The organism is Bacillus mycoides, from assembly GCF_018742245.1.
In the GTDB taxonomy this organism is placed as follows: Bacteria; Bacillota; Bacilli; order Bacillales; family Bacillaceae_G; genus Bacillus_A; species Bacillus_A cereus_U.
In genome coordinates this window covers 1,604,516-1,618,692 of record NZ_CP036132.1, presented here as the reverse complement: position 1 = coordinate 1,618,692, position 14,177 = coordinate 1,604,516, and the positions used below count along the sequence as shown (strand labels likewise).

The window sequence follows — 14,177 nt, the reverse complement described above, 5'->3', positions numbered from 1 at the left end:
AACTCCTATAGCGATTTCGTCACTTTTACTCCGAAAAATCCATCTACATTTACAAGCTCTCCATAAGCAACCAATACATCGTTCACATAAATTTGAATTGGTTCATCAATATCTTCATCCAGTACGACCGCTTCATTTTCTTGTAAACTTAAAATATCTTGAATTGTCCTCACTGTACTTCCAAATACAAATTTAACATTCATTTCTACATTTTGTAGAATAGATGCATCCATATACACTGGCTCTACCTGTTTAACTTCTTGATATTCAATCGGCTGTATGACTGGTGCAGGAATTTCTTCCTCTTCAATAACTTCTTCAACTATTACTTCTTGCCCTTCCATCATCGGATAAAGAAGTCGTCTAACCATTTCTTTTGCTTCTGATATTGGTAGTATTTGATACATCTTTGACTGAAGAAGGTCACCAATTTCAATGTTAAACGTAATTTGAACGAGCTCGTCCACGTCCATCGCTTCTCCCAAATATTCCATTTCTTCTTTTAACGAAACAAATTTAACATCTGGTGGTGTCATATCCATTTTTTCTTTAAATATTTCTGACATTGCTGTTGCAGCATGCCCCATCATTTGGTTCATGATTTCTTTAATACCGCTTAACTCTAATTCACTTAGTTCTTTATCCGGATCGATCTCACCCGTTCCCATCATCATTAAATCTACCATTGTTAAAGCAACATCTTTCGTAAATACGAATACGTTCTCATTCTTTAATCCTTCAACAAAATCGACATTTAATATAACAAATGGGACTGGCACTCCGTCATAATGACGAACATTAATTGCCTCTACATTTGGTGTACTAATAGAAACAGGTTGATTTAAAAGCATCGATAGTACGGTTGAAGCCGAACCAATTGAAATATTCGCAATTTCACCAAGTACATCTTTCTCTTCTTGTGTTAACTGCTCTGTCTCAACGTGTTCTTCTACAACCTCAGTTTCCACCACTTCCGTCTGCTCTTCTATTCCTTCTTCCACACCACCAGATAATTGTAATAATTTATTTATCATTTGTTTCGCATGTTCAACTGAAACAATTTGTACAAGTTTAGAGTCTATAAGATTATCTATTTTTAATTCAAACGATACTTTAACAATTACATTACTTCCATTAATACTAGAGATTTTCTCCATCTCTTCCTTAAGTTTCACAATTTTAATTGTAGGTGGGGACATATCCACCGTATCCTGGAAGAATTCCGACATAGACGTTGCTGCGAAACCCATCATTTGATTCATCGCTTCTTGTACTGCACTTAGCTCCAATTCACTGAGCTCTTTTCCTTCTTCAACTACCCCTGTTCCCATCATCATTAAATCCGCAATAGATAAAGCGACGTCTTGCTTTAAGACAAGTAGATTTTCCATATCTAATCCTTTTGTGAAATGGATATTTAATACAACATGCGGAATTTCAACATCACTTGTATCATATAAATCCACCAATTCAATATGAGGAGCAGTAATACTTACTTGCCTATTTAAGATTGTTGATAATACAGTCGAGGCTGAACCAAATGATATATTTGCAATCTCGCCAAGAATATCGCATTCTTGAGGCGTTAAATGCTCATTTTCTTTTTCTAGCACAATCGTGCTCGTATCCCCTTTTGTGTGTTGCTCAGGCATTTTCCCTGCCTCCTCATTTCTGTTTTTCTTTCAACGATATAAACTTTCTATTACACTCGTTATATTTATCAAACGTATTATTCCCACAATATTTGTAAACGACTATTGTTACACACTCAATGAATAGTTCTAACCAAAAAGCTCCCCAATTGTATACAAGTGGGGAGCTTCCTTCATTCCTATTATAAACCTTCTGGGTTTAAAATGAGGACCACTCGTCCATCACCGAGAATTGTCGCACCAGAGAAATAGTTAGAGCTCTCTGCAAAGAAGTCGCCTAATGACTTTAAGACTATTTCTCTTTGACCGATAATTGTGTTGACAATAAGTCCATAGCTACGATGTGAATTACGAACAATTAATACAGGAACCATTTGACTATCATATGATTCAAACGCATCATCTACTGTTTTTTCACCAAATACAGTGTTTAAATGTTTTACTTCAATAATTTGATTGCGATAATTTAAAACGTCTTTTCCTTGTAACGATTGAATATCTTCCTTTTGAATTCGAATCGCTTCGACTATATTACCGAGAGGCAACGCATAACGCGTATCGTTTGTTTGAACAAGCATTGATTGAATAATAGACAATGTTAACGGAAGTTCAATTCTGAATGTACTTCCTTTTCCTTCCCCAGAATCAATAATTAAATGCCCACCTAAACTATGAATCGTATGTTTAACAACATCTAATCCAACACCACGTCCAGAAAGGTCAGACACAACTTCAGCTGTACTAAATCCTGGTTGGAAAATAAGATCATACACTTCACGATCCGTTAATTTATTTGCCTCTGTTTCTGTTATAACACCATTTTTAATCGCTTTTTCTAATACTTTCTCTTTATAAATACCGTTTCCATCATCAGTAATTTGAATTACGACATGATTTCCGCTATGGAACGCTTCTAATTTAATAGTACCTGTTTCATTTTTGCCGGCATCACGGCGTTTTTCAACAGTCTCAATCCCATGATCAATTGCATTACGAATTAAATGAACGAGTGGATCACCAATTTCATCAATAACTATTTTATCAACTTCAGTATCTTCACCTGTAATTTGTAAATCGATTTTTTTCCCTAAATCTTTCGCTAACATGCGTACCATACGCGGGAAACGATTGAAAACTGTTTCAATTGGTACCATACGCATATTTAATAGTACATTTTGAATATCTTTTGAAATATCCCCTAATCGATTTAAATGCTCGATTAACTCCTTATTTTGAATCGTTTCTGCTAATTCATCAATTCGTCCACGCTCAATTACACTTTCTTCAAACATATTCATTAATGTTTCGATTTTTTCTAACTGAACACGAATAGAACGATTCTCCACTTTAGCATTTTTCGTTTTTGTAGTACGTTTAGTTGACGTATTGCTCACCGGTTGAATTGGCAGTTCTAAAGATGACTCCAACTGTCTCGTTTCAACCTGTTGAATCGTTTCTTCCACCTGTACGCCTTCTTGTACTTTATGACTACCTTGCTTCACTTCTACTTTCTCAATTTCAGAAATATGAAGCACTACTCGTTTCAATTCTTCAACACTATGATCGGTATTCATATATACTGTAAACTCAAATCCAAAAGCATCCGCTTCAATTTCTTCAATGCTTGGAACCGTTTTTTGTATATTACCTAAATTTTGTAATGCTTCAATACACATAATGGCACGTACTGCTTTTAAAATAGCTTGTTGTTCAACAGTTATATATACTTCATGCGAAACTGTATCATCATTATTTATATTACTTTGCTCTGCATTTTCCATAGAAGCTTCTACATTGCCGTTCAATAATGCTTCTAATTTAAATTTCGTTGATACAACATCTATATTACCCATTCCGCCTTGCTGCACATCTGCAACCATCTTTTCTAAATTATCAATGCATTCAAAAATAACATCAATAATATTAGCATTCACCATCATATTTCCATGACGGATTTCGTCTAAAACACTTTCCATCTTATGCGTTAAATCCGCCATTTCTGTAAATTCCATACTCGCAGACATACCTTTAAATGTATGAGCTGAGCGGAATATTTCTCCTACAACACCCATATCGGCAGGATTCCGTTCTAAATTTAGCACATTTTCATTTAGCGACTGTAAATGTTCTTCTGCTTCTTCAAAAAATATATTTAATAGATCTGTTTGCATTTTAATCCCCTACCTGTCTAACAAACCTTTCATTTATGTATAACAATTTAGTGTTTTAAAACAAGAAAAAAGGGGGCCACATATCTATCTACTATCATTGTTTTGATTCCTTGTGGCACCCCTTATATTAGCTGTTTGCTACTTTTGTTAAAGCTTCAATAACACGATCCGCTTGGAATGGCTTTACAATAAAGTCTTTTGCCCCGCCTTTAATTGCATCTAACACCATACCTTGTTGTCCCATTGCGGAACAAATGACAACCTTTGCACTCGAATCAATTTTCATAATTTCTTTTAATGCTTCAAGTCCGTCCATTTCAGGCATCGTAATATCTAGTGTTACAATATCAGGTTGAAGCTCTTTATACTTTTGAATCGCTTCTACCCCATTCTCTGCTTCACCGATAACTTCAAATTCAGAATTACTTTTTAACAAGTTTTTAATCATTGTTCGCATGAACATCGCATCATCTACAACTAAAATTTTATGTGCCATTCTTTTCGGTTCTCTCCTTACTATGTATAAAAATATCTTAATATTTCACCTTATCATTCTCACTCATTATACAAAATAAAACGATAAAATTTAATATTTTTTTAAAAGAATTTCTGTATTTTTATTATTTTATTACTAAAATAGAAATATATTATTCCTTAATATATATTACAACGCGACGGTTCTTCTCCCAATTTTGTGGTGAATCATTTGGTGCTACTGGTTTTGTGTCTGCATATCCTACCGCTGCTAACCTTTTATCATCCACATTATACACTTCAATTAAATGATGAATCATATTAGCTGCACGCGCTGAAGATAATTCCCAATTGGAAGGAAATTTCTCATTATGAATCGGTCTGCTATCTGTATGTCCTTCTACAACAATTGGATTTGGTACTGATTGGAAGAATCCTACTAATTGACTAATTACTTCTTTCGCTTCCGGCTTAACATTCGCATCACCTGTATCGAATATTAAATTGTCTACTATAACGATGCTAACACCTGTATCTTCTCGATATACATTCACTTGACTAACACCATTATTATCCACATATGCTTTTAACTTTTTATACAATTCATCCATGCGCTTTTTTGAAACTGCTTTTTCATCATTTTTTTCATGTGAAATATCTGGTATTGTATTTTCCGTTACTTTTGCACCTACTTGCTCCGCGTCACTGAACTTTTCAAGCATCTTTGATAATTTTACTGTATCTTGCTTTGAAGTCGCAACTAGTAATACAAAGAAAGTTAGCAATAACATCGTTAAATCAGTAAAAGTCGTCATCCAACGAGGCGATCCTCTTTGCGGTCGCTTGCTCATCATACCACTCCTCAAACTACTAGGCTGCTCGTTTTTCTTTTTTTATCTTCGTTTCATATACGTATGTACTAAGTTTCAACTTTAACTTAGAAGGGATTTGTCCTCGGTACAGCTCTGAAATTGCTTCAATTACAAACTTCTTCTCTGTATACAAATCTTCAATACCGCGATACACTTTTTCAGATAACGGTATTGCAATCATATTTGCAATCACAGATCCATACAATGTCGTCAACATCGCAACAGCCATCCCTGTACCAATTTGTGAAGTATCTTGTAGGTTTTGTAACATAATAATAAGACCGATTAACGTTCCTATCATGCCCCACGCTGGAGCGAAATCACCAATCTTATCTAATAATGTCGCTCCTTTTCTTAACTCATACACTTCTGTTTCAACATCTTTCATTAACACTTCTTTTAATTCCGCTTCATCATAGCCGCTTAACATTAAACGAATTCCCTTTTGAATAAAAGGGTTGTCTACTTGCTCTCCATCAACTTCTAACGAGAGTAAACCATGTTTTTTAGACTTCTTTGAAAAATCAACGAACAAATCCGTTAACTGTTCTAGATTTTCCTCTCTTCTATGTAAAACAGTAAAAATACTTTTCGTATATTTTTTTATTTCTCCAAATCTATATGCCACAATAATTGTCGCTGTTGTTCCCCCTATAACAATTAAAATAGATGGAACATCTAAGAAATTTTTAAAAGCTTTTATTCCACCACCGCCAAGCATGATCGCCGCAATTACAATGACGAAACCTATTACAATGCCAAATGGGCTAGAAATATCAAACTTTCTCTTTTTCCTTTGTGGCCTAACTAATACTTGATTTTCGTCTCCCATATTCCTGCCCTTCCTTTTCATTTTTATAAAACATTTTTTTATTTTAATAATGCGTTTTCACATATAACATTCATTATACGCTTATCATCTATTTATCGCAATATACTCATAAAATTGACACATTTCATTTCCATATTAGAATTATAGTATGGAAATATGAGGAGGATCACGATGGAACATAACATTTTGCAAGTCATTGCATTAGCAGAAAAACTAAAATATGAAATGCGACATAGTTGGCTTTCTAACGGACGTCAAGAAAGTGTTGCTGAACATACTTGGCGTATGTCCTTAATGGCTATCTTAGTTGAGCCTTATTTGGATCAAAAAGTAAACATAGAAAAATTACTTAAAATGGTCATAATTCACGATCTTGTTGAAGCAGAAGCTGGTGATATTCCTGCCTTTGATACAATGAATAGCCATGAATTACAATTACAAAAACAAAAAAATGAGCAAAAGGCTATTTTAAATATTAAACATACACTAGAAGGTTCTCTTGGCGAAGAATTATACGATTTATGGATGGAGTTCGAAGCGAAAGAAACGTATGAAGCAAAAGTTGCTAACGCGCTCGATAAACTTGAAGTGAAAATTCAACATAACGAAGCTGATATTGATACTTGGCTACCAATTGAGCATAAAATGACTTTCCAAGTTGGTAAACATACAGATTTTGACTCTTTCTTGTCTAAATTACAAAAAATCATTGAACAAGACGGAGAAAAAAAATTAATCGCTGCCGGCATTGATGTTGAAGCATGCAAACAGTAACCATTTAATTATGAAATAAGACACTCATTTTGAGTGTCTTATTTCATAATTGTTGATATTGCCTGCTTATAAATAAGTTGTTGTTTTCCATCTACTAATATTAATACTGTAAATCTATCTACTCCAACTACTTCCCCTACTATTCTTACTCCGCTCTTTAAGAATATAGTAACTGCACCTTTTTCTTCTTTTATTTGTTTATACAACTCTTCTTGTAAGTGTTCCATAACTTTTCTCTCCTTTACAAATAAATAATCCTAATATAAAAAATTAAAAATTAATCACTTATATACTATTTCTTTTACATTCATAAACTTGTTAATTAGTATATCTAAATCTCGACTAAATAACAAAACTTTATCATGATCTAATCCATGCCTAGCAACAAGTTGAATTAACTCTTTCTTTTTGTGTTCTATTTTATTGTGTAATTGTCCCATCTCCATCTCTATACAAAAACTCCCTTTTCCCATAATATTACTTGTAAAATTATAGTACATTTTTACTCATAAAAAAATAAAAAATGGTTTTTTTTACAAATTTTATATTTATGAAAAGAAATTTTAATGTGATTGTAAGTTACATACCCCTTTCATTTACAATACATTCACCTAGTATACACTTCCATATTGTTTTACCATTTTCAAAAAAGCGCTATGAAACTAAGTAAATATCATATCTAAATTAGCTCCCAGGCTCTTGTCTAATTAAAAGTAAGACTTGCTCCTTTTCCAAATAAAAACATATCTTATAAAGTAATCCATTGGTTATATAGATTAATTTAATAAAAAAGGAGGAAAAAACATGAGCTTTGGTGGTAGTTGCGCTGGTTTCGGCGGTGGATTTGCTTTACTCATCGTGCTATTCATCCTTCTAATCATTATCGGATGTAGCTGTTGGGGTGGCGGCGGAGGGTTTTAAATATAATACGTATCCTTTTCGCTAAACCCTAAATGAATAAAATATGTTAACTAAAAACTATACGAAAACAGCTCATACTCGAGCTGTTTTTTCATACTTGAGCTGTTTTTTCATACTTTCGTATGAATTAATACCCTTCTTTTAAGTGATTTCAATAAACAAAGCATCGTTTAATATAAAATAAGAAACATTTTTACTAAGGAGGATTATAATGATTAAAGGTCTTTATGAAGCACATTTACCTGTCTGTAATTTAGAAATTTCGATACCTTTTTATGAATCACTGGGGCTCAAATTATATAAAAGAGACAAAGATATCGCCTTCTTTTGGATTGTAGAAAATGAAAGTTGGATTGGTCTTTGGGAAGGAAAAGAATACAAAGTTAATTATCATCCATCCTTACGACATATCGCTTTCCAAGTAAGCTTACACGATTTAGAAAACGCGATACACTGGCTCAAACAGAAAGGAATTCCAGTGCGAAAAGACTTTGGAATGGAGCCAATTGAGCCAATCGTTTTTCCCGAGCTAGCACACGCCTCTATATATTTTAATGATCCTGATGGAAACAGTTTAGAATTTATTGCAAAATTACCTGTTGAACTACTCAAGGCAGAAAAAATGTATTTAAGCGAATGGAAAAAACAAGTACAAGCATTGCTAATTTTTAGTTGATACCATTCATTAGTGCTGAGTAACAATAAAATTGTTTAAAAATGTAAGTGCTACCATTTGAGAAGAAACTAAATATTTATGTTAAAATAAAAGTGAGATTGTGAAGTATTACACTTAATCTATAGGCTCGAATCAGTTAAATTCGATTTTCATAGTGAAAAAATATTTATTAAATTTGATTAAATAGGGGGTTATTTTGGAGACTACATTAATTTTCATATGTATTATATTAGTGGCTTCTGTTTTGCAAACAAGTACAGGTTTTGGCTTTTCCATAATGGCAACACCTTTCTTACTAATGTTATTCTTACCACAAGAAGCTATACAAATAAACATTATTTTATCATTAATTATTTCAATATCACTCATTTGGAAAATAAGAATGGACATTGACTTTATTCTACTGAAAAGATTAACTTTTGGAAGTATAGTTGGTGTACCTTTTGGTATTTTAATCTTCACTTCTATTAACATAAACGCTTTTAAATTAGCAATCAGCATCCTGCTCTTAATCTTAACATTGATGCTGATATGTAACTTTAAGATTAAATCAACGCAATCTAGGGATTTCGTAGTTGGTGGCTTATCAGGCCTTTTAACGACAAGTATCGGCATGCCAGGACCTCCATTGTTACTATACTTTACAGGAACTGATACTGAAAAAGGGAAGTTAAGAGCAACTACTTTGGCTTTTTATCTGTTTATATATTTCATTAGTCTCATAACTCAAATACTCTTTACTGGAACGAACAGAACAATTTGGGAATCAAGTTTTTATGCAATTCCAATCATATTTCTAGGTTTGTTTATAGGCCAAATTATTTTTAAATGGCTTAATCAACGGATTTTTAAAATATTTACATATATCCTTTTGAGTTGCACAGGTATTTATCTCCTTATTGAAAGTTTGAATTTGTTATAAATAAGTTTTTCAACATAAAAGGTGCTTTAGATTTAAACGTATTGGTAAGATTGTTAAAAAGCAGACAAAAGTGGAGCGCCCTACATTAACCCAAGACGAACAAGAACGTATTGAAAACATGTTATTATGTTCATTTCTTTCTGAAGAGAAGAAATTGATTACTTATTATAGAGATGATCATTTGCTTACTAGATATATGACTGTAACTGACATAAATCCGATAAAAAATTTAATAACTTGTACTGATGCATCTTATAACAGAATTTTTCTTAAATTTATGGATATAATTGATTTAAGATAAAAAACATACTGTTTATAAAGTTTGATTAAAAACCTCTTACAAATCCACATTCTGTGTTACACAAAAAGACTCCATTTTGAAAAAAGATTGATCAAAATAGAGTCTGTCTTTGTGACTGGATGTTGAATTTTTATAAAAAAGTTTGATTAAAACACATTTAGAATTCTTTAATTGAAAAGATATAGCATCGCATCTTTCTTATAAACATCGTGAATTTATTTCATATCCACGTCTTAAGTTGATGGGCATGCATGACACTTCCTTTATTTGGTTTTAAATACAAAATTAACAATTTTTACTCAAATTGAACTTACAAAAAAAGCTGCTTCATCAGCAGCTTTCTCCCTATCTATTATATTTTCTCTAATTCACTACCAAGAAACTTCGCAATCTCTAGCATACCGTATTTTCCAACAACTGCTTCGGCGTCAGCATTGTAGTTTGTGTTTGTATTAATGTCAAATGAAGAAATAAACTGTTATATCCATGACCCGGTCTATATTTCAAAAATAAAGCCTGTCATTAATGCAGACTTACAAAATTCAAAGCGAGTAACATCCTTTGACGTCAATCAATTATCTATAAAAGAAAAAATGAAGGAAAAAGTTGCAAAAATATTTGAGTATTATTTATAAAAGATAAAACTGCACTAGAAGTTTCACCTCCTTTAGTGCAGTTCTTTTTCAAATGTTTTAATACCCTTCTGGATGACTTTGATGCCATTTCCATGCTGTAGCGATAATATCCTTAATAGAAGTATATTTTGGTTCCCAACTAAGAACTTCCTTCGCTTTCACACTTGATGCAATTAACACATCTGGATCACCTGGGCGACGCGGCCCGATTTTTGCTGGAATTGGATGTTCTGTGATCTCACGAGCAGCTTTAAGTATTTCTTTATTTGAATAGCCTTCTGCTGAGCCAAGATTAAATACGTCCGATTTCCCGCCAGATTTTAAATATTCTAGCGCTTTGATATGCGCATCTATTAAATCGACTACATGGATATAGTCACGGATGTTCGTTCCATCTGGCGTATTATAGTCGTCCCCATAAATCATGAGCTCATCACGCTGACCAAGTGCTACCTGTAAAATAGTCGGAATTAAATGTGTTTCATGATTATGGGCTTCTCCAATTGAGCCATCTTCTTTTGCACCTGCAACATTAAAATAACGAAGCGCCACATAATTCATGTCGCTTGCCTCACTTTGCCATTTCATCATTTGTTCCATCATCAACTTACTTTGACCGTATGGGTTGATTGGCTTTGTTGGAGTTGTCTCCTTAATTGGCATCTCTTCTGGAATTCCGAACGTTGCAGCAGTTGAAGAAAAGACAATGTATTTCACGCTGAATTCTCTCATAACTTCTAAGGTAATCTGCGTGCCGTAAACATTGTTATTGAAATATTTCAACGGCTCTCCCATTGATTCACCAACAAGTGAAAATGCTGCAAAATGCATCACACCTTCAATATTCTTTTCTTGAGAGAAGACTTCGCACATGAATTTCTTATCACGTATATCTCCCTTGTAAAAGCGCGTTTTTTCATGCAACGACTCGATATGCCCGGTCAATAGATTATCGATTACCGCTACATCATAGCCATTTGTGATTAATTGATTGACGGCATGTGAACCGATATAGCCTGCACCACCTAAAACTAAAACTGTCATTTCGTCATCACCTCTCGATTTGCGCTTTGTAATTCTTTGATAAAGCGATCAAACCCTGTTCTACCATCTTTATTCATCTTATAAACACCAGCATCTTCTAAGACGCGTTCAAATTTTTTTGCAACTTCAGTTTGAAGAAAGCTTTGAATGGTCTCTTCCGTATAGCCACCCTGGGCTTTTAATTCATCTGCCCATTTTTGATGGATTTCAGGAACATTGGCTTCCTTATCTAACAAGTGCAGCTCAACTTCATGAAGTTCCTCAATCAAACGTGGAGGGAGAATTGCAAGGCCCATGACTTCAATAAGCCCGATATTTTCTTTCTTAATATGCTGTACATCTGGATGTGAGTGGAAAATTCCATCAGGGTATTCTTCACTCACATTATTATCACGCAGTACAAGATCAATTTCATACTTTCCTTCGGAACGCCGCACAATTGGTGTGATCGTGTGATGTTTTGTACCATCTTTTGATTGCGCACGAATTTGTAAGAATTCATCTGAATAGTTCTTCCAACTTTCATGGATGTAGGTGCTGGCATTAATTAGTTCTTCTTTATTTAAAGAAGAGAGGCGAATCACACTCATTGGCCAGTTGACAATACCGCAAGAAATATTTGAGTAGTCAGATAGTTTAAATGTTTTAAGAACCTTAGCCTTTGCCATTGGAAAGTTATGGCGCCCAGCTTGATAGTGATCATGACTTAAGATAGATCCTCCTACAATCGGTAAATCCGCATTTGAACCAATGAAATAATGTGGCATGATTTCTACAAAACTAAATAAACGGGAGAATGCCTCACGAGAAATTTTCATTGGTCGATGCTTCTTAGATAATACGATGGAGTGTTCATTAAAGTATGCATATGGTGAATATTGAAAACCCCATTCTTCTCCATCTAGCTCGATGTTAATGATTCGGTGACTGCTTCTACCTGGATGGTTCCAGCGACCGAAATACCCTTCATTTTCAATACAAAGTAAACATTTTGGATAATTACCCTTCGGTGTATTTCTTGCAGCTAAGATCTCTTTTGGATTTTTCTCTGGTTTGGATAAATTAATAGTAATCTCAAGTTCACCATATTTTGATTCTGCTAAATAATGAATATTTTTTGCAATCGCACGGGTCTTTATATAATCATTGCGTTTACTTAGTTCAAAGAAATAATCCGTTGCTTGTTCAGGACTTTTGCGATATCTCTCCTGAAAATTCGCATTGACCTTGGATGGAAGTGGTGTAATCACACTCATTAAAAGTGCTTCGAACATATCACGATTGGCCTGGTTTTTAGAAATAGTAAGATTTTCCCTCGCTTTATCCAAAAGCGTATCTAACAGCACATGTGGGTCCGTTTCGACTACACTAGTAATCTCCTCCATTTCCGATTCACCAAGCAAACGTAATAGTTGATTGTGCATATAAATTCGGTCATTTTCTTCAATGGTTCCATTTTCAATTGCAATTGTAATAAAATCATAAATTGCTTGACATGTGTTCATCGTTTCCACCCCATTCATCATCCAATCACTTTAGTTCCACTACCAATGTGTGCCACATAAAAGACAGGCGCATATCCTACAACTTTGATATATTCATCATAAACATTGTTTTTAAAAGTGTGGGTTTCACTTTCTTTTACTAATGCGATGGCGCATCCCCCAAATCCTGCTCCAGTCATACGGGCTCCAAGCACACCCTCTTGTTTTTGCGCAGTGGCCACCAATGTATCTAATTCAATCCCGGTTACTTCATAATCATCTCTTAAAGATGTATGAGAAGCATTCAATAGCTTTCCAAATTCTTCTAAATCACCTGCAGTAAGAGCTGCTTTGGCTTTTTTTGTGCGTTCATTTTCGTAAACTGCATGCTTCGCGCGTTTAATTAGGACTTCATCTCCAATAAGATTTTGATTTCCATCAAATTCTGCTTCGCTTAGTTCTCCAAGTGCATGAATCTCTAACTTCGTTTGGAGACGTGCGAGTGCTTCTTCACATTCAGCACGTCGCTCATTATATTTTGAATCTGCTAGTTCACGACGTTTATTAGTATTCATAATCACAATAGCATAGTCGTCCAAAACCACTGGAACCATTTCATACTCTAACGTATTGGTATCAAGGAGAATCGCTTTGTCTTTCTCGCCAAATCCAATGGAAAATTGATCCATGATACCAGAATTTACACCAATGAATTCATTTTCAACTTTTTTACCCATTTTCACTAATTCAAGTCGCGTTACGTCTAAGTTGTACAAGTCTTCTAATACTACCCCTACAAGTAATTCAAGTGAAGCACTACTTGAAAGTCCCGCTCCGTTTGGAATCGTCCCTTCAACTAACAACTCAAAACCACAGTCTATTTTATGACCTGATTCTTTCAGTGTTAAGATAACTCCTTTTACATAATTTGCCCAATTCGCATTTTTATCGTAATCCAGTTCATTCAACGTGAAGCTAATTACTCCAATTTCTTTAAAATTCGTTGAGTAAACTAATACTCTATCATCCTCACGACGTCTAGCTACTCCGTATGTTCCATAAGTAATCGAAGCGGGGAATACATAGCCACCATTATAGTCTGTATGTTCTCCGATTAAGTTGATACGTCCTGGAGAAAAATATTGAGTTGTTTCTTGAGGTCCAAATACCTCAGCAAATTTTAAAGCTAGTTCACGTTTCTTTTCCATAAGTATAAACCTCTCTCTTGCATTCATTTTAAATAAGAAAATCAGCTCAGTATTCACAGGCTCACTTGTAATAGTTCATCATTATTTCTAGACACAATATCGTATTTTAAGTAACTTCTAATAGCAGTATCTAATTTTTTCTATACATGTTTCTAACGTGGTATAAGGAATGTCGTATTCTCGTACCACATCTGGCAAGGCACGACCGTGA

General features: G+C 34.1%; 15 protein-coding genes and 2 pseudogenes. 6 read left to right on the top strand and 11 right to left on the bottom strand.

Translation table 11 applies throughout. The annotated features are described in order from the left end of the window. Window positions 1–5: 5 nt before the first annotated feature. From EXW56_RS08245 to EXW56_RS08225, 5 genes are all read right to left on the bottom strand, one after another. A complete protein-coding gene (locus EXW56_RS08245) occupies window positions 6–1,652 on the bottom strand; it encodes a flagellar motor switch protein (protein ID WP_215597352.1) in 1,647 nt (548 codons plus the stop codon). Between the two features lie 182 nt (window positions 1,653–1,834). Continuing rightward, a complete protein-coding gene (locus EXW56_RS08240) occupies window positions 1,835–3,823 on the bottom strand; it encodes a chemotaxis protein CheA (protein ID WP_002201064.1) in 1,989 nt (662 codons plus the stop codon). 127 nt (window positions 3,824–3,950) lie between these two features. Next, window positions 3,951–4,319 (bottom strand): response regulator, encoded by a 369-nt coding sequence (locus EXW56_RS08235; protein WP_000940577.1) that lies wholly within the window; start codon window positions 4,317–4,319, stop codon window positions 3,951–3,953. Window positions 4,320–4,470: 151 nt separating this feature from the next. Beyond that, entirely contained in the window at window positions 4,471–5,148 is a 678-nt protein-coding gene (locus EXW56_RS08230) for an OmpA family protein (protein ID WP_002201065.1), read from the bottom strand. A gap of 19 nt (window positions 5,149–5,167) precedes the next feature. Continuing rightward, window positions 5,168–6,001, bottom strand: a complete 834-nt coding sequence (locus EXW56_RS08225; protein WP_002201066.1) for a flagellar motor protein MotP — start codon at window positions 5,999–6,001, stop codon at window positions 5,168–5,170. 171 nt (window positions 6,002–6,172) lie between these two features. Here EXW56_RS08225 and EXW56_RS08220 point away from each other — a divergent pair, with 171 nt between their 5' ends. Further along, the gene (locus tag EXW56_RS08220) at window positions 6,173–6,775 is read left to right on the top strand and encodes an HD domain-containing protein (protein ID WP_002201067.1); all 603 of its coding nucleotides are present in this window, start codon (window positions 6,173–6,175) and stop codon (window positions 6,773–6,775) included. A gap of 38 nt (window positions 6,776–6,813) precedes the next feature. On the opposite strand, the gene hfq is transcribed toward EXW56_RS08220, so the two are convergent. Next, window positions 6,814–7,002, bottom strand: a complete 189-nt coding sequence (gene hfq / locus EXW56_RS08215) for an RNA chaperone Hfq (protein ID WP_002012071.1) — start codon at window positions 7,000–7,002, stop codon at window positions 6,814–6,816. Window positions 7,003–7,056: 54 nt separating this feature from the next. Beyond that, the gene (locus EXW56_RS08210; RefSeq protein ID WP_002201068.1) at window positions 7,057–7,275 is read right to left on the bottom strand and encodes an aspartyl-phosphate phosphatase Spo0E family protein; all 219 of its coding nucleotides are present in this window, start codon (window positions 7,273–7,275) and stop codon (window positions 7,057–7,059) included. A gap of 304 nt (window positions 7,276–7,579) precedes the next feature. Between EXW56_RS08210 and EXW56_RS08205 the strand changes: the two genes are divergently transcribed. The 4 genes from EXW56_RS08205 to EXW56_RS08190 all read left to right on the top strand — a co-directional run bounded on the left by EXW56_RS08205 (window position 7,580) and on the right by EXW56_RS08190 (window position 9,595). Next, the gene (locus EXW56_RS08205) at window positions 7,580–7,696 is read left to right on the top strand and encodes a YjcZ family sporulation protein (RefSeq protein ID WP_000007805.1); all 117 of its coding nucleotides are present in this window, start codon (window positions 7,580–7,582) and stop codon (window positions 7,694–7,696) included. Between the two features lie 211 nt (window positions 7,697–7,907). Next, window positions 7,908–8,372 (top strand): VOC family protein, encoded by a 465-nt coding sequence (locus EXW56_RS08200; RefSeq protein WP_002201069.1) that lies wholly within the window; start codon window positions 7,908–7,910, stop codon window positions 8,370–8,372. Between the two features lie 196 nt (window positions 8,373–8,568). After that, window positions 8,569–9,294, top strand: a complete 726-nt coding sequence (locus tag EXW56_RS08195; RefSeq protein ID WP_002201070.1) for a sulfite exporter TauE/SafE family protein — start codon at window positions 8,569–8,571, stop codon at window positions 9,292–9,294. Window positions 9,295–9,334: 40 nt separating this feature from the next. Beyond that, window positions 9,335–9,595, top strand: a complete 261-nt coding sequence (locus tag EXW56_RS08190; protein WP_080013731.1) for a YolD-like family protein — start codon at window positions 9,335–9,337, stop codon at window positions 9,593–9,595. A 352-nt stretch (window positions 9,596–9,947) separates the two neighbouring features. Here EXW56_RS08190 and EXW56_RS27550 read toward each other — a convergent pair. Next, window positions 9,948–10,067: pseudogene (locus tag EXW56_RS27550) on the bottom strand (alpha-L-glutamate ligase); the annotation flags it as partial. Between EXW56_RS27550 and EXW56_RS08185 the strand changes: the two are divergent. Further along, window positions 10,057–10,230: pseudogene (locus EXW56_RS08185) on the top strand (cardiolipin synthase); the annotation flags it as partial. The pseudogenes EXW56_RS27550 and EXW56_RS08185 sit on opposite strands and share 11 nt — an antisense overlap. Window positions 10,231–10,287: 57 nt before the next feature. Here the strand turns inward: EXW56_RS08185 and galE are convergent. Genes galE through EXW56_RS08170 form a run of 3 tightly spaced genes read right to left on the bottom strand, consistent with a single transcriptional unit; the run spans window position 10,288 to window position 13,966 of the window. After that, the gene (gene galE, locus EXW56_RS08180; protein WP_215597351.1) at window positions 10,288–11,274 is read right to left on the bottom strand and encodes a UDP-glucose 4-epimerase GalE; all 987 of its coding nucleotides are present in this window, start codon (window positions 11,272–11,274) and stop codon (window positions 10,288–10,290) included. After that, entirely contained in the window at window positions 11,271–12,800 is a 1,530-nt protein-coding gene (gene galT / locus EXW56_RS08175; RefSeq protein WP_215597350.1) for a UDP-glucose--hexose-1-phosphate uridylyltransferase, read from the bottom strand. Before galT ends, galE begins: the two co-directional genes overlap by 4 nt. Next, the gene (locus tag EXW56_RS08170; protein WP_131231687.1) at window positions 12,797–13,966 is read right to left on the bottom strand and encodes a galactokinase; all 1,170 of its coding nucleotides are present in this window, start codon (window positions 13,964–13,966) and stop codon (window positions 12,797–12,799) included. Before EXW56_RS08170 ends, galT begins: the two co-directional genes overlap by 4 nt. Window positions 13,967–14,177 lie beyond the last annotated feature (211 nt).